The 22,070-nt window shown below is 37.0% G+C and carries 20 protein-coding genes; all 20 read right to left on the bottom strand.

The window, feature by feature from the left end; genetic code table 11:
• Positions 1–213: 213 nt before the first annotated feature.
• Positions 214–1,038 carry a sigma-E processing peptidase SpoIIGA gene (locus LG296_RS05850; RefSeq protein ID WP_251397108.1) on the bottom strand — a complete coding sequence of 275 codons (825 nt, stop codon included), beginning with the start codon at positions 1,036–1,038 and terminating at the stop codon, positions 214–216.
• Positions 1,039–1,875: 837 nt separating this feature from the next.
• Positions 1,876–3,048 carry a cell division protein FtsZ gene (gene ftsZ / locus LG296_RS05845; protein WP_251397105.1) on the bottom strand — a complete coding sequence of 391 codons (1,173 nt, stop codon included), beginning with the start codon at positions 3,046–3,048 and terminating at the stop codon, positions 1,876–1,878.
• Positions 3,049–3,079: 31 nt separating this feature from the next.
• Entirely contained in the window at positions 3,080–4,372 is a 1,293-nt protein-coding gene (ftsA, locus tag LG296_RS05840) for a cell division protein FtsA (protein WP_107933855.1), read from the bottom strand.
• A 99-nt stretch (positions 4,373–4,471) separates the two neighbouring features.
• A complete protein-coding gene (locus tag LG296_RS05835) occupies positions 4,472–4,840 on the bottom strand; it encodes a small basic family protein (RefSeq protein ID WP_107933853.1) in 369 nt (122 codons plus the stop codon).
• Between the two features lie 2 nt (positions 4,841–4,842).
• Complete coding sequence (locus LG296_RS05830; protein WP_107933851.1) at positions 4,843–5,562, bottom strand: DUF881 domain-containing protein; 720 nt, start codon at positions 5,560–5,562, stop codon at positions 4,843–4,845.
• A 42-nt stretch (positions 5,563–5,604) separates the two neighbouring features.
• Positions 5,605–6,324: a DUF881 domain-containing protein gene (locus tag LG296_RS05825; protein WP_107934057.1), complete on the bottom strand. Its 720-nt coding sequence runs from the start codon at positions 6,322–6,324 to the stop codon at positions 5,605–5,607.
• Complete coding sequence (locus LG296_RS05820; protein WP_107933849.1) at positions 6,302–7,144, bottom strand: cell division protein FtsQ/DivIB; 843 nt, start codon at positions 7,142–7,144, stop codon at positions 6,302–6,304. Before LG296_RS05820 ends, LG296_RS05825 begins: the two co-directional genes overlap by 23 nt.
• A gap of 53 nt (positions 7,145–7,197) precedes the next feature.
• On the bottom strand, positions 7,198–8,283 hold the full coding sequence (locus LG296_RS05815; protein WP_235867599.1) for an FtsW/RodA/SpoVE family cell cycle protein: 1,086 nt from the start codon (positions 8,281–8,283) through the stop codon (positions 7,198–7,200).
• 101 nt (positions 8,284–8,384) lie between these two features.
• Entirely contained in the window at positions 8,385–9,734 is a 1,350-nt protein-coding gene (gene murD, locus LG296_RS05810) for a UDP-N-acetylmuramoyl-L-alanine--D-glutamate ligase (RefSeq protein WP_107933845.1), read from the bottom strand.
• Positions 9,731–10,705 carry a phospho-N-acetylmuramoyl-pentapeptide-transferase gene (gene mraY / locus LG296_RS05805; RefSeq protein WP_107933843.1) on the bottom strand — a complete coding sequence of 325 codons (975 nt, stop codon included), beginning with the start codon at positions 10,703–10,705 and terminating at the stop codon, positions 9,731–9,733. Before mraY ends, murD begins: the two co-directional genes overlap by 4 nt.
• An 86-nt stretch (positions 10,706–10,791) precedes the next feature.
• Positions 10,792–12,717, bottom strand: a complete 1,926-nt coding sequence (locus LG296_RS05800) for a stage V sporulation protein D (protein WP_107933841.1) — start codon at positions 12,715–12,717, stop codon at positions 10,792–10,794.
• Between the two features lie 119 nt (positions 12,718–12,836).
• Complete coding sequence (locus LG296_RS05795; RefSeq protein ID WP_107934055.1) at positions 12,837–15,023, bottom strand: penicillin-binding protein; 2,187 nt, start codon at positions 15,021–15,023, stop codon at positions 12,837–12,839.
• Between the two features lie 38 nt (positions 15,024–15,061).
• Complete coding sequence (gene ftsL, locus LG296_RS05790) at positions 15,062–15,433, bottom strand: cell division protein FtsL (protein WP_107933839.1); 372 nt, start codon at positions 15,431–15,433, stop codon at positions 15,062–15,064.
• A 5-nt stretch (positions 15,434–15,438) separates the two neighbouring features.
• On the bottom strand, positions 15,439–16,383 hold the full coding sequence (gene rsmH / locus LG296_RS05785) for a 16S rRNA (cytosine(1402)-N(4))-methyltransferase RsmH (protein ID WP_107933837.1): 945 nt from the start codon (positions 16,381–16,383) through the stop codon (positions 15,439–15,441).
• Positions 16,384–16,414: 31 nt separating this feature from the next.
• The gene (mraZ, locus tag LG296_RS05780; RefSeq protein ID WP_107933835.1) at positions 16,415–16,846 is read right to left on the bottom strand and encodes a division/cell wall cluster transcriptional repressor MraZ; all 432 of its coding nucleotides are present in this window, start codon (positions 16,844–16,846) and stop codon (positions 16,415–16,417) included.
• A gap of 259 nt (positions 16,847–17,105) precedes the next feature.
• Entirely contained in the window at positions 17,106–18,722 is a 1,617-nt protein-coding gene (gene bshC, locus LG296_RS05775; RefSeq protein WP_107933833.1) for a bacillithiol biosynthesis cysteine-adding enzyme BshC, read from the bottom strand.
• A 124-nt stretch (positions 18,723–18,846) separates the two neighbouring features.
• Positions 18,847–19,233 (bottom strand): DUF3397 family protein, encoded by a 387-nt coding sequence (locus tag LG296_RS05770; protein WP_235867598.1) that lies wholly within the window; start codon positions 19,231–19,233, stop codon positions 18,847–18,849.
• Positions 19,234–19,235: 2 nt separating this feature from the next.
• The gene (locus LG296_RS05765) at positions 19,236–20,138 is read right to left on the bottom strand and encodes a ketopantoate reductase family protein (protein ID WP_107933829.1); all 903 of its coding nucleotides are present in this window, start codon (positions 20,136–20,138) and stop codon (positions 19,236–19,238) included.
• A 457-nt stretch (positions 20,139–20,595) separates the two neighbouring features.
• Positions 20,596–20,979: a transcriptional regulator gene (locus tag LG296_RS05760; protein WP_107933827.1), complete on the bottom strand. Its 384-nt coding sequence runs from the start codon at positions 20,977–20,979 to the stop codon at positions 20,596–20,598.
• Between the two features lie 159 nt (positions 20,980–21,138).
• Complete coding sequence (locus LG296_RS05755) at positions 21,139–21,900, bottom strand: enoyl-CoA hydratase/isomerase family protein (RefSeq protein ID WP_107933825.1); 762 nt, start codon at positions 21,898–21,900, stop codon at positions 21,139–21,141.
• Positions 21,901–22,070: the final 170 nt, after the last annotated feature.

Below are 22,070 nucleotides of genomic sequence, written 5' to 3'. Positions count from 1 at the left end.
TTGTTAGGTGAGCTGATTTGGCGCATGTGGACTTACCTCTCCTACACTTCTTCATTTTACTTATCATCTAGGAAGGAGATTTTAGTACCCTATTATGCGGGTTGAATACACCTGGAGCACCTTGTCCAAATTTTGGTTCTAGTAGCTTCAACATTTCACAAATAGTTTTGAAAATGAAGTCGAAGCAGCTCACTGCTACCTTAAGAAAATAGCTTAAAGTGCCAAAACATGAAGAATCATTTGTGCGTCTTGTGGGTACCTCGCATCTTGCTTAGTGAAAACAACATACTGTTCGAAGATTTCTTTCGTAGTTGTACCACTTAGTTTTAGTTTGTCAAAACGGAAGGCAAGTACTGTTGAACGTTCTTGTTGAACTGTCGACAGCGTTAAAACCCTTACCTTTGGATAGACATACGTTGGAAACATCTTAAGCTGATAAGGATTCTTTTCATCCCATTCTAGTAATGCTTTATGGAAGTCCTCTGGTAGCTCCTGTGAGACTGCCGAATACGAAAGAAAATGTACTGGCTTTCCACTCATAGGCTCCGAGCACTCATTCCCCGTGTCAATAAATCCTTTTAAACTATATGTGTTCTTAAATAATTCGAGGTCACAATCTACGACAAATGAATGTTGAATCTTTGATTGCATCATTTCTCTCCACTTTGAATGAATCGCTGTTAAACCAAGAAAGGCGACTGCTGTACATAATATAAAAAAGGTGACATCGGATTGATTTAATAAAAAGGGCAGTAAGCTTGTTAACACGCCACCTAGAAAAAAGGTTGTAATAAAAAGTACAGTGCCTTGCTTTAACAACGACTGGAGTCTAAAGGAAAATGCCATTCCAATTAGTACGATAAAACTCAGTAAGGCTCCAAGTAATGTCTGGTAGAAAATGCTGGCAATCAGTCCACTACAAAACGCACTAAGTAGCAACCTACTCCTTTTTACATACAATCCCGTTATTTCTTGCGTAAATTTTAATAAAAAATAGTTGAATAACGTATTGTATAGTACGAGTAATTCTCCAATCATTTCAGCGTCCTCCTGTAAATAGAGTAACATCCTGCCTGTTCAGAAATTGTCAAACTGTCGTACAAATATCCAATTTCTTTTTGACAATAACCCTTATAAAACTGAGTAATTTCGACATGTTTTGTAGAAATATTCAACTAGGGAGAGAGTATATGTGGATGTAAAAAATAATAGAATTTATTAAATCGAGATTTGGAGGTTTCTAAGTGATTAGAGATAGAGGATGCAAATTTAGTATTTTGGTGGTGAGCTGGCTAAACACACAAGTAGCTCCGAGCCAACATGGAGTGTCTTTACAACTGTCTTGGTGATATATGAATAGGCATACTGATAATAGTTGTCCCTATAATAGGTTTTGGATATAGAGTGGAGCTTAAGCTGTAGGATGCGGCTTTTGGAATAGAGTAGCTTCTGGATAAACTTCTTTATTGCGGAGGAGAACAGCTTCTATTTATGTCGAATTTTACCTTACTGTAGTATGTATATTTTTGAAATTTGATAGATTAATTGGGGATGGGAATAGGATAAAGGGTGGAGGATGTGAAATGTGTTTTTTGTGTACCTCTTTTTTAAATGAGATCGATGCTGGTTATGAAGTGCGTTTTATGTAAATTTTCTACTTCTAACGCTTTTCAATTCAATATCCACCTCCCAAAGCGTTTCATCACCGAGCTGAAACGCATTCCATTCCATTCTCCACTCCCTACTCACTCTCCTAGCACGCTTCATCCCCAAATTCCCCTATGAAATCCTCATTAAAATCAAAAAAGAAGCCATCTCAACTTAATGAGACGGCATCCTTTTATATGGTTTTGTTTTATATCTTACTTCGGTGTCTTATCGGTTGCGACGGTTGCGTAAGAATGTTGGAATTTCTAATACGTCATCTTGCTGTTGTTGTTGAACCTGTCTTTGAGGCTCTTGCTGGTGTTGTTGCACTGATTGTTGTTCTTGTGCACGTTCACGAATTGGCGCTTGTGGCTGAGCTTGAGCTTGTCCACCACGAATAGCCCCCGTTGAACGATTCGTATTTGAGCGTTGTGGCTGAGTAAGGATATCGTCAGAGAAACCTGTTGCAATAACAGTAACAATAATTTCATCATTTAAGCTTTCGTTGATAACCGAACCAAAAATCATGTTTACTTCTTCATCTGAAGCTGATGCAACGATATCTGCTGCTTCTTGTACTTCAAATAAGCTTAAATTAGATCCGCCTGTGATGTTCATGATAACGCCTTTAGCACCATCAATTGAAGTTTCAAGTAATGGACTTGAAATCGCTTTTTTCGCAGCTTCCGTTGCACGGTTTTCACCTGTTGCAATACCGATACCCATTAATGCTGAACCTTTGTCAGACATAATTGTTTTTACATCGGCGAAGTCAAGGTTAATAAGACCAGGAGTTGCGATTAAGTCAGAGATACCTTGTACACCTTGACGAAGTACATTATCTGCTTCGCGGAATGCTTCAAGCATTGGCGTGCTTTTATCTACAATTTGTAATAATTTATCATTTGGAATAACGATTAATGTATCAACAGCATCTTTCATAGCTCCGATACCGCCGATTGCTTGTGTTTGGCGTTTTCGGCCTTCAAAAGAGAATGGACGTGTTACTACACCAACAGTTAACGCTCCTAAATCACGAGCAATTGAAGCAATGACTGGTGCTGCACCTGTTCCAGTGCCTCCACCCATACCTGCAGTTACGAATACCATATCTGCTCCTCGAAGTACCTCTTCAAGCTGCTCACGGCTTTCTTCGGCTGCTTTTTTGCCTACTTCAGGGTTTGCACCTGCTCCAAGACCTCTTGTTAACTTATTACCAATCTGTAATCTATATTCGGCTTTTGATAGATTTAAAGCTTGTGCATCTGTGTTTACAGCGATAAAGTCAACACCTTGTACACCATGCTCAATCATTCGATTTACTGCGTTGTTACCGCCACCGCCGACACCAATGACCTTGATGTTAGCTAGTTGGTCTATATTCGTATCAAATTCTAACATAGTTTCTCCTCCTGCCACGAATCTTGAATTATTATTCAAAAAACTTATCGAATAGTTTCTTAGCTTTATTAATTACGCTTGTTTTGTTTGTATTGTTGCTTTCTTTTTCTACTGTATTTGATTGTTTTTTTGGAGGCGTTGCTCCAGCACCGACCGTTGCATATGCAGGTGTTTGAACTGGACTTCTACCATAAAATTCATCCTCTGAATGTGCATAGCGTATTAAACCTACAGCAGTTGTATAAGCTGACTCACGAACTCCTATATAATCTGGAGTATAAATTCTTACACGTGTTTGCATAACTTGACGAGCAAGCTGTGCAATTCCCTCTAGCTGAGCAACACCACCTGTAAGGACTACTCCACCAGGTAAATCGCGAACACCTAAACGAGCTAATTCATCTAAGACTAGTTCGAATAATTCTTCAAGACGGACACCGATAATTTCTGAAATGAATTTTTGACTATATTGATCCATTGCATCTGTGCCAGAAACTGGTACTTCAAAAATTTCATCGTCTGAAGCATCTTCATAGAATGCATGTCCAAACTGCTTCTTAATGATTTCTGCTTGTTCAGTTGGAGTTTTAAGAACAATTGATAAATCTTTCGTTATATGTTCGCCACCAACTGGGATAACACCTGTTCTTGTTAATAAACCTTCTTCAAAAACTGCAACCGTTGTGGAACCGCCTCCAAGATCGATAAATGCTGTTCCTTGGTTTTTCTCGTCCTCTGTTAAGGCAAAGAATCCTGCAGCTAATGGTTGTAAATAGATTTCTCTAATTTGCAGCCCAGCTCGTTCAACACAACGTAAAACGTTATGAACTAAAGTTTTTGAAGTTGTAATCATTGTAGCATCCATTTCTAAACGAATACCAATCATACCTCGTGGATCTTTGATTTCATCAAGATTATCAACAATGAATTGTCGAGGGATAAGATTTACAAGTTCTCTTTCAGGTGGAATTGACATCACTTGTGCGGATTCAATTACTCTGTCTAAGTCTTCATCAGTAATTTCACGGTTTTCGCTATTAACAGCTACTACACCTTTTACTGGTTGAAGTGTTGTTTGATTTGCGGGTATACCAAGAACTACTTCGTTTATTTTAATTCCAGTCATACGTTCCGCTTGTTCAACTGCTTTTTTAATGGATTGTACTGTAGCATCTATATCAACGATTGCGCCTTTACGTATACCGTTCGATTTTACATTACCAACACCAATTACGTGTAATTGGTTATCTGTAATCTCTCCTATCAAAACTTTAATAGAAGATGAACCAATATCTAGTGATATATAAATATCCTGGTGATTCATCACTTCCGCACCTCCTTCGTTTCCTACTATATTTTATTCTATTGTAATTCCATAGTAATGTCTAAATAAAATCATATATACGATATCATTTTACAGCTATTATACTGTATTTTCATCCTTTTTTATATGTCTCTCTTCCCATTTTACTATCAAAATTCGTCGAATGACTGCAATATTTTGGAATAACCGGACACCAAAGGCAAAAATGGCAGCTAAATAAAGGTCAACACCTAGATGAACACCTAAAAATGCTAGTCCAGCTGCAAGGGCTATATTGAAGAAAAAACCTGATAAAAATACCTTGTCGTCATACACTTGCTGTAAATTTGCTCGAATCCCACCAAACAAAGTATCTAATGCTGCTAAAACAGCAATTGATAAATAATTTTCATAAATAGCAGGAATTTGTATATCGGTTAACAAACCTAAGCTCAAGCCTAATATTAACCCTAATAATGGTAACCACATAGTTATTCCCCTTCGTTGTTTTCAACTAAATAATCTGTTGATAATTTTCCATCAAATTCTGCAATGGTAATAGCTCTTTGCGCTTCGTTGATACTTAAATTTAAGTTATCGAGATAGAAATCATCCCTAAATGTCGAAGCGTATAAGTAACCATATAGTTTTTCAGCTTTTTCGAAGGTTTCAGTGATAATTTTGATGGTAATTTCTGCGTCATCGATTGGAACACTATTTACGGTTGTGACACCATTAATGTCTCGAATTGCTGATGTATGAGTAAGCCGTTGTCCGTTAATTTCAATATAAAGGCCATCATATCGGTAAATTTCATTAACTAATCGAATTAATAAATCAGGTGAAATAGGTTCAATCTCATAACCAAATTGGATTAATTCAGCAGCAGGAGTAATTTCTAATTCAAGCCCTGGACCATCTACTGATAATAAACCAATTTGACGTTTGAGATCCTCTACCGTGTTATTCAATAAAACAGCTTGGTTATTTGTATCATTATCTTCATATTGTTCAACAAATTCGTTGTAATTTGCGATTTCTCTTAATAGTTCTGAGTGATTTTCTTTTTCCTGTGACAATTCCTGCCTAATAGCCCAAATATCCCGTGTGTCCCTTGTAGTCGGGTTCTGAACCGTATTATATTGTACAGAAATCATAATACCTACAATAAATGATATAATCGTTATTCTGGTAACTATTTTGTTTGTCATCGGTTCCCCTCCTAAACGTTATAGGCTTGTCCTCGAATAATTTTACGCCTCATCATTTATTGAAGGCATTTGTATTAGATTTTTTTCCTCGATTGTCACAACAATATTATCACTCAGTAATTGGTCGAAAACTCCACCAACAATTTTTAAAGATGATACAAGGGTTTTAGAATCACCAACTGCTTCGATTACAAATGGTGCTGGATATTGCTTTCCATCAATTGTAATAACCGGGCCATTACATCTGATATATGAATTCGATTTTAACCTTTGTCCATTAATAGCAATACTTTCTGCTCCTGAAATTTTCAGTTCATTGATAACTGATAAAACATGGCTTTCATGTACGATGTATTCATTTGGATTTGTGGAATTCGGGTTATATTCATTATCCTTTAATGTAACCTGAATACCTCCTCCCTGTGCCGGAATTATCCCTAGCAACAACCGTAATTTTTCAGCCTCTTCTATTAAATGCTCATATTCCACTTCATTTTCCGCAAAGGATTTTTCATATTCTCTTAAGCGATTTTGCAGATCATTAAGCTCTTCAGCTAATTCCTTATTTCTCTCCTGCTGATCAATCAAATCCTCTCTATAGGATTCTTCCTGATCGATATAGGAATTATTAATTTTTTCGTGATTTTTTGTTAGTTTATACGAATAACCAATAATAAATCCTGTTGTGATACATACAATTAGTATGATGAGCTGCTTTCTTGTAAATTTGTTATTTTTTTTACTCTGAAGTGGTATCTTCATCATCGATCACTTCCTGTTCTTCGATCACCGCTTCACCAGATTCATCAATATTAAAATCAAATTGGGCATATTCATCTAGATAAGATCTGTAGTATGAACCAACTTCTATATCAATTATTCCTTTTTCATAGCTTCCTGTACTTTCAATTTGAGCTACAATGGAAGGATAATAATTTAGCTTTTCTGCTAAAGTTGTTACTTCAGCACGAACCTCATACCCGTCATTCATATAAAGAGTGACCGCATATGGGTCGCTGCTTGAAGGGGTTGAATTGATTTGAGAGATAAGCGATAAAACCGTTGGATCTAGCTTTGCAAGCTCTGTTAATAATCTTTTTCTCAATTTTTCATCATCAAATTCTAAAAATAATGGTGCATCTATTGGCTCAAGACTACTTACTTCCTTTAACACATCCCCATTTTCTAGCATAGGGTAAAGTTTATTATCAAGGGAGATATAAGCAACCTTTTCCCACTCTTCCACTTCAATTTGAACAGTCGTTAACCATTTTCTTTGTACATTTACACCCTTCACCCAATGATATTCGCTGATTTTGTCCTCAATATCATTTGTAGTAAATCCCCACATCGAATCTCCTGTTTGTAAAGCAGCTTGTTCTTTATAAGCATCTGCCTCTACTAACCCAGCACCAATCACTTCGACTTTTTTGATTTCGCTATACGGAGATTGAAAGTAAAGGAGTAAAAATAATGTTACTAAAAATAATACTAGTAAGAAGATAAATTTAAAATTTGTTCTTTTTCTTCTTTTTTCCCTTAGGGTCGGGATTCTTTCTTCAATATCAATTACCTTTTCCATAATTTTTACTCCTCCTTTCCTCCACTATTTTTGTTTAAAAACTACTGTTAAACTTACGTGATATCGGTTCGATTTGCAAAGCTCACAATAATCGCTACTACAAACCAAATAATCATTAGTGACGTACCACCATAACTAATGAATGGCAAGGTCACCCCTGTTACTGGTATTAACCCAATAACAACGCCAATATTTAACGCTGCTTGGAATCCGACCATTCCAACTAAAGCCGAGATCGCATAAAAATCTGAACTCTTCAATGATTGAACAGCCAATCCGCACCCTGAGTATATAAATACTGCAAAAAGGGCTAACACGACACAGCCACCTAAGAAGCCAACCTCCTCTAAAATAATAGAAAAGATAAAGTCATTTTGAGGCTCTGGTAAATATAAAAACTTTTGACGACTCTCTTGGAAGCCATGTCCAAGTAATCCGGCTGGACCTATGGCAAGTAAAGACTGAACAGCTTGGAACCCACTACCTAATGGATCTTCCCAAGGATTGAGAAAAGCTTGGATACGTTTTAAGCGATATGGTGCAGAGACGATTAAGGCAATCAATCCAATGACACCTAGTCCAATAAAGCCGACATATAATTTAATCGGATATTTGGCAATGAATAACAAGATAAATGATGCTACAACTAATATGAAAACAGAACCAAAATCGGGCTGCAGCATGATTAATCCACAGGGAATGATAATAATTAAAAAATGCTTTAGCTGAACAACACGTTCATCATTTCTTACTTTACTTAGTAAAAAGCTTAAATACATCAAGGTCGTAATTTTCACTATCTCTGCTGGTTGAATCGTTAAGGGACCAAGACCAATCCAGCTTTGTGAACCATTTCTAACAAGACCGATTCCCGGTATTAAAACAAGAACTAACAATAATAACGAAATGACATAAAGTATTATCCAAGTCTTTTCCTCGGTAAAAATGGGCATATTTGTTATAAATAAAAATACGACAATAGCTAATATCAAGTAAATACTTTGCTTCAGATAGAAGGGTAACTCCCCTTCATAATGCATAGAGCTCCAATATGTACCGGCCGAATAAATGAAAATGATTCCTATCAATGACAATAAGATTGCAGAAATTATGAAGATTCTCTTATAAGTAAACTTCAGTTAAGGCATCCTTTCCTCTTATATCTAATACAGTGCTTAGAGCTTTACCTCTAAGCACTAGGTTTGATCATTCGTTCAAATATTCTATTCATTAGCGCGACTTAAAGCTTCATGACTGCATCAATGAATAAATCGCCTCTAATTTCAAAGCTTTTATACTGATCCCAGCTTGCACATGCAGGTGATAACAATATGACATCCCCACTTTGTGAAATAGAGGCTGCTTTTGGCACTGCAACTTCAACATTCTCTGCTAATACCGCTTCTTCCACTCCACAGGATTTTGCAAACTCGATAAATCTTTCACCAGTTTGACCAAATGCTACAACACTTTTAACATTTTTCATAGATGCTCGCAGCTCCTCAAAGGAGTGGCCTCGGTCTAATCCACCAGCCAGTAAAATCGTTGGCTGTGTAAAAGCGTCTAGAGCAACCTTTGTCGCTAAGCAGTTGGTCGCTTTTGAGTCATTGTAAATTTTTCTTCCATTCCATTCACGAACAAATTGGGTACGGTGCCGAACACCAGTAAATGTTTTTAGCACTTCTTCTAACGCTTCTATTTCACAGCCATATAAAATACATGCAGCAAGTGCTGCTAAGATATTTTCTAAATTATGTTTCCCGGGTAGTGCAATATTTACTCTTTCTAAAATGGCCTCACCCTGCCAGTAAATCGTTGTTTCATCTGCACTAATTCCCTCATTGGAACGTCCATTTGAGCTAAATGGAACTTTTTGTGCATTTGATTTAGCAGCATACTTCTGAACAATCTCTTGCTCTCTGTTATAAATTAACCAATCTGTTTCATCTTGATTTCTCGTAATGTTGAATTTAGCCTCTGCATAATCCTCAAAAGTACCATGATAATCTAAGTGAGCATCATAAAGATTTGTTAAAATTGCAATTTTTGGCTTAAACTCCTTCGTCCCCATTAATTGGAAGGAGGAAAGTTCAGTAACAATCACATTTTCCTTACTTGCACTAGCAGCAACACCACAAGCAACCGTCCCAATATTCCCAGCGATTAATGGTTTTTTACCTCCACTATTTAACATTTCAAATATTAAAGTAGTAGTCGTTGTCTTTCCGTTTGTCCCTGTGATTCCGACTATAGGAGCCTCGCTAACTAAATAAGCGAGTTCTACTTCCGTTATTACTTGAAGGCCACGCTTAACCGCATCATCCACGATTGGATTTGAATAAGGAATACCTGGATTTTTAACAACTAGTTCAAATCCTTCATCTAGTAAGTCCTCTGGGTGACGCCCACAAATAACTGTAATCCCTTTTTCCAAAAGGCTCTGTGCCTGTGGATTTTCATCAAAGGGCTTTGAATCATTTACCGTAACAAAAGCACCTAGTTCGTGGAGTAGTTCTGCTGCTGCGACACCACTTTTGGCTAAACCGAGAACTAATACCTTCTTATGTTGTAATTTTGTATATTGAATCATAGCAATGCCTCCGATACGACTGCGATTAACGCAACAACTACTGCTGTTGACCAAAAGACGCCTACTACCTTACGTTCAGACCAGCCTGATAGCTCAAAATGGTGATGAATAGGACTCATTTTAAAAATACGTTTTCCTCGTAATTTAAAGCTTGCTACCTGTAAGATTACCGATAATGTTTCAATAACAAACACTAAACCAATTAGTAGTAAAAGCAGTTCAGCCTTTACTAAAACCGATACTAGGGCAAGGGCACCACCTAAAGCTAATGAGCCCGTATCTCCCATAAATACCTTTGCAGGATTGGCATTAAAAATTAAAAACCCTAAAAGTGCACCAGTAACTGCAAATGTAAACAAAGCAACATCTGCTTGTTCATTAAATAAAGCGATAACACCGAATGCAGTAAAGGCAATTGATGCTGTTCCAGCAACTAAACCATCTAAACCATCTGTTAAGTTCACTGCATTTGAGAAGCCTACCAACCAGAAGATTAAAAACCCCACATATAAAATCCCTAAATCAATAGACCACTCTGTAAATGGAACACTTATTGATGTATCAAAAGATCCCAGGCGTAATAATAGGAATGCAGCGATTGAAATGATAATTTGACCAATCAGCTTTTGTAATGAAGTTAATCCTAAATTACGTTTAAAAATTACTTTAATACCATCATCTAAAAATCCGATCAATCCAAAACCAGCTAATACTAATATGATTACGACAGATTGAGTCGTAAAGATATCAGATATATTTCCAACAATTACCGTTGTAGCAATTATCGAAATCAAGAAAATTATGCCACCCATTGTTGGTGTTCCAGCTTTTTTCATATGTGATTGTGGACCTTCTTCACGAATACTCTGTCCGAATTTCAGCCGACGAAGTAATGGAATGAATACAGGTGCCAAAATCACTGAAACGATAAATGAAATTGCTAGAATGGTTACTATTGTTGCGATTGTCATGTTAAATCTCCTCTAATTTCTGTTCTTTCTTCTTTTAGTATTGTTTATAAAATCAAATTTTAGTGTTTACACTAAGAAGTTAATCACTAATTTTTTTCGTCTAAATAAAGATGTATTGTCCCATCTTGTTCTAGAATATTGTCCGCTTCTGGTAATTGCGCTTTGACAAGCTGTCCTTCACCATGTATCTCTATTTTAAATGGATACTGCAAATTCGCTAATTCATCCACCGAATAGCCTACTAAGTTAGGTACTCGATCTGTAATAGGGTCTCCCCAGCGATATTGCTTTTCCATCTGTCCTTCACGGTTCACTTCTATTCCAACTGTTGGTGCAATGTCCTCGATAATTTGACCAACGATTGGTGCAGCAATCGTACTACCAAATACTGTTGAGCTTTTTGGATTATCAATAGCCACATAAACAACAACTTCTGGATTGTCTGCAGGAGCAAATCCTATAAATGATACGATATATTCGCCATCTTTATAACGACCATCCACAACTTTTTGTGCTGTACCTGTTTTTCCTCCGATACGAAGGCCATCACGGAAGGCTGCTCTACCAGAACCATTTGCAACTACAGATTCTAAAGCGTTACGAACTAGTGCGGATGTCTCCTCACTAATTACAGATTTTTTCAATTCTGGCTTATTATTAAGAATTACTTTGCCACTTTCTGGATCGACTACTTTTGAAACCACATAAGGCTTATATAATTTTCCGCCATTTACAGCAGCTGCTACAGCTTGCACCTGTTGAATCGGTGTCACAGAAATCCCTTGACCAAAGGAGGTCGTTGCATGCTCGACTGGGCCAAAAGCTTCTTTAGAAAAAAGTATCCCGGATGCTTCCCCTGGAATGTTAGAACCAGTTGCTTCACCAAAACCAAAGTCTTTAATATATTGCAGAAGCTTTTCAGAGCCTACCCTTTGTCCCATCTCGATAAAGCCTGGGTTACAGGAATTTTCTACAACCTCTAAAAAGGTTTCTTGCCCGTGTCCCTCACGTTTCCAGCAGCGCAGGCGAGAATCCTCAACCATTACATAGCCTTTGTCATAAAACGTATCCTTCTCTAAGTCTACAACACCTTCTTCAAGTGCTGCACTTAATGTGATAATTTTAAAGGTAGAACCTGGCTCATAGGTCATCCAAACCGGTAGATTTCGGTTATATATGGATTGATCTACGTCTTTATAATTAGCAGGATCATATGTAGGATAGGATGACAACCCTAATATCTCACCAGTATTCACATTCATAGCAATTGCTAATGCTTGATCGGCATCATATTTTTCCATCGCTTGAGAAAGTTCTCTCTCTATAACCTTTTGTACTTCTAGATCAATGGTTAACTCTACTGTTGCACCTTGATCTCCTTCACGCCATTCATCGTCCACATGAGGTAGGGAATTCCCTTGTGCATCAGTAAAGAGTCGAATCGCAGCTTCTCTAGATGTTAATACCTTATCATACTGGTATTCAATCCCTGCAAGGCCTTGTGTATCATAGCCAGTAAATCCTACGAAACGAGATAATAAGTCTCCATAAGGATAATGTCGGACATAATCTACACCACTATATAGCCCGTCTATTTTGAGGCTTTGAATTTTTACTGCTTGCTCGTAGGTAATATTCTTTGCTTCAGGTGCAAGTTTAACTAAATAAGTTCGTTTGTTCATTTTCTCAAATAACTCTTTTTCATCTAGCTCTAATACTGAAGCAATTTGCTTGGCAGCTTCCTCAATATTATCATTCTGAGCAGGCATAAAATAAAGAGTTGGAGCTAATTTATTTGTTACAATAACTTCCCCGTCGCGGTCTACAATTTCTCCTCTTTCAGACGCAAATGGAATCTCTCTATCCCAGTTTTCCTTAGCAAGTTCTGTTAGCTCATCATGCTGAATAACTTGAACATAAAATAACCGAATAACAACAGCCAATCCAAATAATATAAAACCATAGACAATTAACTTTAACCGATTCTTAGAAATGGTAGATATCCACTTCATGCTAATTTCACACCTCGTTTTTAACAAAGTATGAAAGAAAGACAAGTTCTATTCGGATACATTTAATCAAATTCGCCTTAACGAATTTTTCGTCCAGAGTTTATACTGCATATCTGAAATTAGTCTTGTGGTAATTCTTCTCCATCAGATGATGTTTCTTCTTCAATTGGAGGTGCAGAGTAAGTTTCCTCTGGCGTTCTTAGTTGCACAACAATTGGAGATCCCTCACCAATAACTGTGTTTTCAGATACACTTTGACTTTCAACAAATCCTTCACCGACAATTTCAATCGACAGCCCTGACATCATTTTATATACGAGCAGATTCCTTAATGACCAATTTTCAAAGGATGGTAAGGTAACTGATCCTTCTGTCTTCAAGAAAACAAGGCTTCCCTTTGTAATGGCTAAATCTTTTTCAGGATACTGAGCAATTATTTCCCCACCATCACCGATTATAATTGGTGTAACACCTGCATTCTCTAGCTCGATCTTAGCTCCCTCTGCACTTTCACCAATATAATCCTTTATCTTGGTTGTTTCTACCTGTGCTACATCTTCAGGGTTAATATTTAAATATTTTAAGCTATTTTGCATAACAGAAGTGAATACTTCTGAAACAGGTTGAGAACCAACCTCTGTTGCCTCTAGTTTTGGTTTTTTTACAGCCACATAGACAATCAATTGAGGATCATCAGCTGGAGCCATTCCTAAGAAGGAATATAGATAGTTATTTTTGTTTCCAGTTAAATAACTTCTCGATCCATCCGTCCTTGGAATATAAGCAGTTCCTGTTTTCCCTGCTACGTCATAGCCCTCTATTGCGAAGCTTTTCGCCGTACCAGCTTCTGAAGTAACTGTAGAAGCTAAAATTTCACGTACCTGTTTAGCTGTTTCTTTTGATATTGGATTACCTTTAACCGTTGGCTTCTCATCCTTAACTACATCACCAGTAGCAGAATCTACTATTTTATCAATTACGTAGGGCTGCATCATTTCACCGTCGTTTGCAATCGCTGTCATTGCTTGTACGAGCTGAATAGGTGTAAACGTAGAGCCTTGTCCGTAAGATGAAGTAACATACTCTATTGGGTTATTTGTTAATAAGGTACCTGATGCTTCACCTGGTAAATCGATTCCGGTCTTTTGACCAAAACCAAACTTTTTAAAGTAATCTATTAATGTATCGTTTCCGATATACTCTAGCATATTAGCCATAGCCGTGTTCGATGACCGCTGGAAACCTTCTAAATACGTAATCTGTCCCCAGCCTCGTAGATTATGATCTCGAATAGTATCACCATATAATGTGTAAGAACCGGATTGATAGAAAGCGTTTGGATGCCAATTATTTGTCTCAATCGCTGTTGCTAGAGTGAAAGTTTTTACCGTAGAACCAGGTTCAATTACTGACTCGATAACAATATTATTCCACGAATCTAGCCCTTCTCTTGTATCCGGGTCGAAGGTAGGTCGCTGTGACATAGCTAAAATTTCTCCTGTTTTTGGATCGGCCACTACAGCTACCATAGATTCAGGATTGTATTCTTTATAAACATCGGTCATTGATTCTTCTAAGAAGTTTTGAATTGTTTTGTCTACAGTCAAATAGATATCATCTCCATTTTCTGCAGGAGTGACCATCTTTTCACTGTTTGGCAGTAAGTATCCAAAAATATCACTTTCATATTGCATTGAGCCATTTTTGCCTGTCAGCTCTTTGTTATAGGTATATTCTAAGCCCATTTTCCCTACTGTATGAAAACTACCATCCTCTTGTTCTTCCTTTAGAGCAAAGCCAATTAAATGCGATGCAAAGGGACCATTTGGATAGTAACGCGTAGAATCGCTTGCAAAAGTGATGCCTTCAAGTTCTTCTTTTTTAATAGCTGTCATTAGTTCATGACTTATACTACGACCAGCTACACCAAATTCAACTTGGTAAGGCGTTCTCCCATCTGCTAATTTTTTTGTTAGAATCTTATAAATCTCTGATTCTTCCATTGAAATATAGTTTGCAAGAACTTTAGCAGTTTTTTCAGGGTCTATTACATGACGTGGCTTGTCCTCATCCACAGTTGCTTTAGGATTGACTACAGCTACCAATCGATAACTAAGCGTATCCTCTGCGATGATTCCCCCATTACGATCTAAAATTTTTCCACGTTCAGCAGTTAACACTGCATCTTTTCCATAGAGGGCGGCTGCTCTTGCTTCTAGTTGTTGTCCATTTACAGTTCCCGATGACTGAATGTAAAAGATACGGATAAATAATGCAAAAAAGAGCCCTCCATAAATAACTAACATTAGAAAGGCTCCCCATTGGAATCGAAATCTCTTTTTTTTCATTCTCCCGGCACTACCTTCACATTTTTCTCATTAAGTGTTAAACCGAGTGCTTTTGCTTTTTCCCAAATTCTCTCATATGTCGACAGTTCACTAACTTGAACTTTTAAATCTACATTTTGTTTTTGGATTTCTGTGATTTCTGATTCAATCTTCTGTATTTCTATGGTTGTTTGTTGGATTGAACTTTGTTTATGTAGTATAGTCACTGCCAAAACTGCAACCACCACAATAAATGCAATGTATAACATTTTTTCTTTTGCCGTGATAATAGATTTCTTTCTTTTACTACCCTGCTGTTTAACTGGTACATGTTGCTCTGTAGTTATTGGTTGGCTAATATAAGAATTATGCCTAGCACGCACTGCCATTTACCCTATCCCCTCTCGTTTATTTTTTCGGCAACCCGAAGTTTCGCTGAACGTGAACGATTATTTTCTTCAAGCTCTTCTTCTGTTGGTAAGATTGGTTTTCTTGAAATAAGTTTTAAAACGGGCTTGTACTCCTCTGGAATTACCGGTAAACCTGGTGGTAAATCTGGAATAGAAGAAGCCTCTTTAAAAATCGATTTTGTTAAACGGTCTTCTAATGAATGGAAAGTGATAACACTAACTCTCCCGCCAATTTTCAATAACTTAATAGCATCTACTAATGAGTCCTCTGCAGCTCCAAGTTCATCATTCACTGCAATTCGAATTGCTTGGAAGACTCTTTTAGCAGGATGTCCGCCTTTTCTTCTTGCAGGAGCAGGAATGCCTTCTTTAATCAGTTCAACAAGCTGTCCAGTTGTTTCAATTGGTGCGTGTTTTCTTGCTCCCTCGATTTTACGAGCAATTTGCTTCGAGAATTTCTCTTCGCCATAACGGAAAAAAATACGAACTAAGTCTTCATAGGCCCACTCATTTACTACATGAAACGCAGTAAGTGGAGCTGTTTGGTCCATACGCATATCTAAAGGTGCATCATGATGATAACTAAAGCCGCGCTCTGGTGTATCTAACTGTGGGGAAGAAACACCTAAGTCGTATAGGATACCATCAATTTTCTCAATATTTAATTTCTGTAATTCCTCTTTTACATAACGGAAGTTCGAATGTACAAAAATCACTCGATCTAAATAATCCGCTAATCGTACTTTTGCATTTTCTATCGCTGTTGTATCTTGGTCGAAACAAATTAGTCGACCTTCTGATGATAATTGCTGTACTAAGTATTCGCTATGCCCAGCGCCACCTAATGTACAATCCACATAAATTCCTTGTGGATTGATGTTCAGTCCATCAACAGTTTCTTTTAATAATACGGTTGTATGATCGAACATTAACCATTACTCCTTCTTGGCGCATTCTTAACTAGAAGTCAAAGCCAATTAAATTTTCTGCTATTTCATTAAAGGATTCCTCAGCTTCGTTGAAATAAGATTCCCAAGCTTCTTTTGCCCAAATCTCTATCTTACTTGAGACACCCAAAACTACACATTCTTTTTCAAGCTTTGCGTAAGTAGCAAGTGTTGAAGGAATATTTATTCTCCCTTGCTTATCTATTTCAACTTCTGTAGCTCCAGAAAAGAAGAACCTTGCAAAAGCACGGGCATCTTTTTTGGTCATTGGTAATTCCTTTAACTTTTCTTCGAGTTTTCGCCATTCATCCATAGGATATCCAAATAGACAGTTATCAAGTCCGCGCGTAATAACAAAAGTATTCCCTAAGTCCTCACGAAATTTCGAAGGTACAATTAGGCGTCCTTTTGCATCAACGGAATGCTGATATTCTCCCATGAACATGCTACTCACCCCACTTTAGTAAATAATGTACCACATTCCCCCACTTTCCTCCACATTTTTAAAGATATTGTTAACTACTTTTTACAAATTGTGTATATAGTACTTTCCTCCACTTAGTCACATGTGAAAATTGGCACAAAAAAGAAGTCGTCTCTTTTATGAGACGACTTCTTTTTCTGCACCGAAAGCTCTATACATCAGGGTTTAACGGCTATATTAGGTATATTCACCTAACAATATTAAAGAACCAATACAATTATTACAGATGAATTACATAATGCTTATTTGCAATTTCTAGTGGAAGTGCACATAAATCCTGTATTAGAGTTGGTCCATAATGATTCATATACTGATACGGGTTATAAACTCTCTCTTGCAAGCTATCATCCGGATAGATTTCAAGCTGCATCACATCAAATTGGCGAATTGTTTTATCATGCTTTGTCAAAACCTGCTGCTCAATCTTCTTAGCCAAATAATCAAATTGCATTTCATGGTATTTGATATTTTTTTCTACAACAGCATCCATATCAAGCTTTTGCGATTTTAAGTGATCTTCTAGCTTTTTGTATTGCTCTTTTACCAATTCATTTAAAGTCTCAAGCTGTTGTTTTGCTCCCTCATCCTGAACGCTGGCAATATACTGCTCCTTCTTAGACTTCGCTTTACCCTCGATAATATCTATAATCGATAAATCGTATGTTGAAAGAAGCTGATCAATTTTGCGCTCCACCAAAGTAATATTCATGCGCGGAGCTAATATAGGCATTTGTAGATCAAGGGCGTTAAAGGCATCCTTTAATGTTGCCCAATAGGCTAATTCACCTGGACCACCAACAAAGGCCAATACAGGTATCGTCATTTCCTGCATAAGCGGTCTTGTCACTACATTATTACTTAGCTTTTCAGGGCTATTTTTGGCAACCTCTAGAAGCTGTTCTCTCGTTAATGTGATAAATCCAGTCGAATCTTGATAATTTTGACCTGTTCTTTCCAGTAAAAACCGTTCGCCTTCCAGTACATAAAAAAGATTGGCATTGTCAGCCTTTGCAAGGATGGGCGTACCATAACCTGCACTATCTAGAGCTTGCTCTTTTGCCACTACAGCCTGTGAAATTTGTTCATTTAACTCAATAATTTTCACAAAAAAATCAGCTTCATGCTTCCTGAAAGGTGTATATGCAGCATCAACCATTAATAAACCCTCAGTTTTGAACAACTCATTCATTAAACGAGCAAAGAAGTCTGTAAATGTTGTACTTTGCTCCAGCTGACTGAGACAATTTTTATAAAGAGCTTGTGTATATTCGGTCTCACCATACTCTTTGAAAATCGCGCTTATTAATCGTTCCAGCTCTTCTTTTTGAACCGTTGTTGTGGAAGCCATTGTTTTTAGTTTAGATCGGTTATTGTAGACACGTTTTTTTATCGTGCCATTTACAACGGTATAGGTATGATTGATCTCATCTAAATCATGGTCTTCCCCAGCAATCCAAAAGATTGGAACAATTTTCTCACCTAATTTAAGAGTCTGCTCTTTCGCCAAAAGAATCACTGATATAGCTTTATGAACCGAATATAATGGACCAGTTAAAATGCCGGCTTGTTGACCGCCTACTACAGCAACCGCCCCACCTTCTAGAGCATTTAAGTTTTCTTCTACCATTTCAGAAATACCAAAAGGCTCCATAAATTGACGGATAATACTGCTTAACTCATTATTATAATAATGCTTAGATTTTAAATAATTAAAGCGCGTTTTGAATGCTTCATCGTTATACTCGTATTCAAAAAATGAACGTAATTTTTCACTACCTGACCAATAATCAGCTAGCAATTTATTGTTAACTGGTAATTCAATATGCTCCAGTCTCATAAAAAATCTCCTCTACTCAACGAACAGTTATCGACCTTGTTCTAATTTCTATCTTATTTATAAATAATTCCATATTCTTTATTGTAAAGTATCAATCTTCTACTTCAAAAGAAAATGCTTATCTTTAACTAAAAGCATATTCAATTATACTTTGTATCAACCCAACAATCCATATTACAACAAAGGCAATAGTTAGCAGAATAAAGTATAATCTCCATGTCTTTTTAATCAACCTTAATACTTCAATTTCTTTTTTTGTGCGCCAATCTATGTATGTAAAAATCATCGCGATAACTATTGCGATAATAAGAATGATAATATTATAATTTTTCTCCCAAAGGCTCGAAATGGAAAGGGGTACTGAGAAGAACAATACGACAGTTGTTACATCACTTGCCAACCCGAATGATTTCACTCTGCTCTTTTTCCCTTTACGCCCTAAAAAATATGTAATGATAAATAGAATTATAGGGAAAAAGATAATAATACTCACTAAATAATGAAACAGCATCTTCACATTTTATCACTCCTTCCTTCCTTTGCTAAAACTAATAAATACAAGGTTTCTAACATTGGTAGTCTTTTTCCATTTTTAACTGCTCTTTCAATAACAGCCCCGACAATGGTTTCAATCTCAGTCGGTTTAAAGCTTAAAATATCTCCTAGCATCGAAGACGTATTGGTCGCCGTTCTCCTGCATAAGCCTTCAACGTCAGGAAAAGAAAGCTGTGCCATATCTTCTGGGAAAGCCGTAAACAGTTCATCATATAATTTTCCTAGCAGCTTATAAGTTTGCGGATTTTCTACTAGTATTCCATTCTTCACCTCTAACAGGGCTGTTAAAGGATTTATAAAACAATTCAGCAGCGCTTTCTCGAAAAGCATTTTCTCTGCACTCTTGACAAATTCAACCTGAAATAATGGGCTTGTACTGTCCGGCAAGAACATATATGGACTGGCATCCCCTTTTTCAACAGCAATTTTTAAAATGCCTTGTCCACGATGAAGAACCGTTGTATCATTTTCACGTTGCGCACCAAACTGACATGAACCAAAGGCAATTGATTGTTGAGGCAAAGATTTCGCTTCCTCAAAATGAGCTAAACCGTTTTGTAGGAAAAGGAGTGGAATAGAAGAATCTAAAGTATGTAATGTCTCATAAATCTGATGTAATTGTCCATATTTCACTGCAATAATTACTACTGAATCCTTAGACAGATTGTAGAAATCAGTTCTCGCCTTAATGACAGACTTTGTAAGTGTACCGTCAATATTTTTACGGACAAGCCCAGATTGCTCCAGATTTCTAGCCTGTTCTTCTCTATGGACGATTAGAGTTACTCTATCATTAAATTCTGACAAAAAGCTAGTCATCAGCATCCCAATAGAACCAGCACCAAGCACTACAATCTCCAATGAACCCACCCTCTTTTCCTTTGAAATGCGTAACGAAAATTAAAGGCCTACCAAATGGCAGACCTTGTTTTACATAATTATAATGGATGCTTTAAGTATTTACGATATGTTTCATAAAATTTATTACCACTTTTAGGTATATGTTAAAATCCGATAACAACATTATAAGAATAAGAACAAAAAATTATACCTGTCGGATGTAACACACCTTCTTAAACGATCACATCTATATAAAATGCATTTTTGTGCCGCCCATTTGTTTTAAAGCAACTTCGTTTAGCTACTTATTCTCATTTAGGCGACCCTGAATACATTGATGTGTTTCTTAATTAAATAAAAAATAAAATCGTTCTCATTTAACATGGCACCTTCGATTTGACTTCAAATCTCCAAAAACAAAAGCAGCGGCTAATCATCCTTTGACCCTTCAATTTAAAGATACCAATTTATCAATCTATTATTTCTGGTGTTCCATAAAAACAGAACCCTGTTGAAGCCATTTTAGGATCTTTTCGTGTTCTGTTTGTAATTCTCGATATCTAACTTCTAGCTCGTTATAAGCTTCTGTAAGCTCATCGAAACTATTTAGTGCTAGTTTTAAATGGCTACGCATTAATTGCTTAGGACGCTTTCGAACACTGTTTAGCATTTGCCCATATTGCTGTCTAAGTGTTTTGTTCCAGCGGAAGCCACACGCTTGCTTTGTTCGATTTAATATACTTGCAGCCTCAGCAAAAGCCTCAAGCTGTGTTTTACCATTTTGAACAGCCTGAATAACAATTTCAGCTAATTTTTCATCATCATCGGCCGTCCATTGATCCTTACGTCTTTTTCCATCCATATCTATCACCTCGCATTTTTTACTACTATATGCAGGTAAATAGATTAAATAGAATAACAAACAATAGAAAAAGGATAAATCGTATTAAATTTCCTTCTACCACCTTTTTACCAAAAAGAGTGAGTCAGCCATCCTCTATGACAGAAGAATACCCAATTTTTATTTGGATTTATTTAAAAATCGATTAACAGCTTCATTGTGTGCATCACTTTCCCATAGTTTTGCACATAACCGAATCTCCTGCATCACTCGCTCATAAATATTGCGCTCCTGCCATTTTCGAAGCTCTATTTGCTTATATGCCTGGTGAACCTCTGGATGGATTTTTCTTATATCAAAAATAAACTCCTCTAAGGCTTGGTCCTTGGAGCCTTCGAAAACCTGTGTTGCCCAGCCGATTTCATGGAGATGAGCTGCATCGTATTTTTTCGAATCTATGAGCATTTTTAAGGCTTGGTCGTACCTGAGCCTTCTCTCTAACAAATAGGTTCCTCCACCCCATCCGCTTGTAATCGCTAAGGTACCTTGTATAAAACCACATCTTGCATGACTGGCCACAAGTCTAAAATCACAAGCGGTCGCAATTTCACAGCCTCCACCAACAGCAGCTCCATTTACCAATGCAATCGTTGGTACAGGTAATGTCGCTAATTCGTATAAGATATTGCCCATCTTACTTAACATTCCAAAGGCTTGTTCCTCAGTTTTCAAAAGATGAAACTCCGACAAATCTCCACCCGAGCAAAAAGCCTGTTCGCCACTACCAGTAATTACTAGAAATTTCACTTCATTGTGCTCTTTAATATATGTAATAACCTTCTTCAAGCCTTCCATCACTTCATCATTAACCGCATTCCGTTTTTCCTCGCGGTCAATCGTAAAAGTAACAATCCCCTCGTTATTTTCTATTTTGTAAGCCACACTTACCATCCCCTTTATGGATACTTATGGAATAAATAGACATCTTTATTAAATAGTAAAGGAGACAATTGGATTTTACAAGCTTGGTAGGTCGAGGGAGGCTTTTAGGTTTTCTATAAAAGTCCATAAAAATTAAAAAAGGCTACTAGAGAGCCATGGCCTCTCTAATA

The sequence above is a fragment of the Ureibacillus chungkukjangi genome, assembly GCF_044795995.1.
GTDB lineage: Bacteria > Bacillota > Bacilli > Bacillales_A > Planococcaceae > Ureibacillus > Ureibacillus chungkukjangi.
This window is presented reverse-complemented; position numbering and strand designations above follow the sequence as displayed.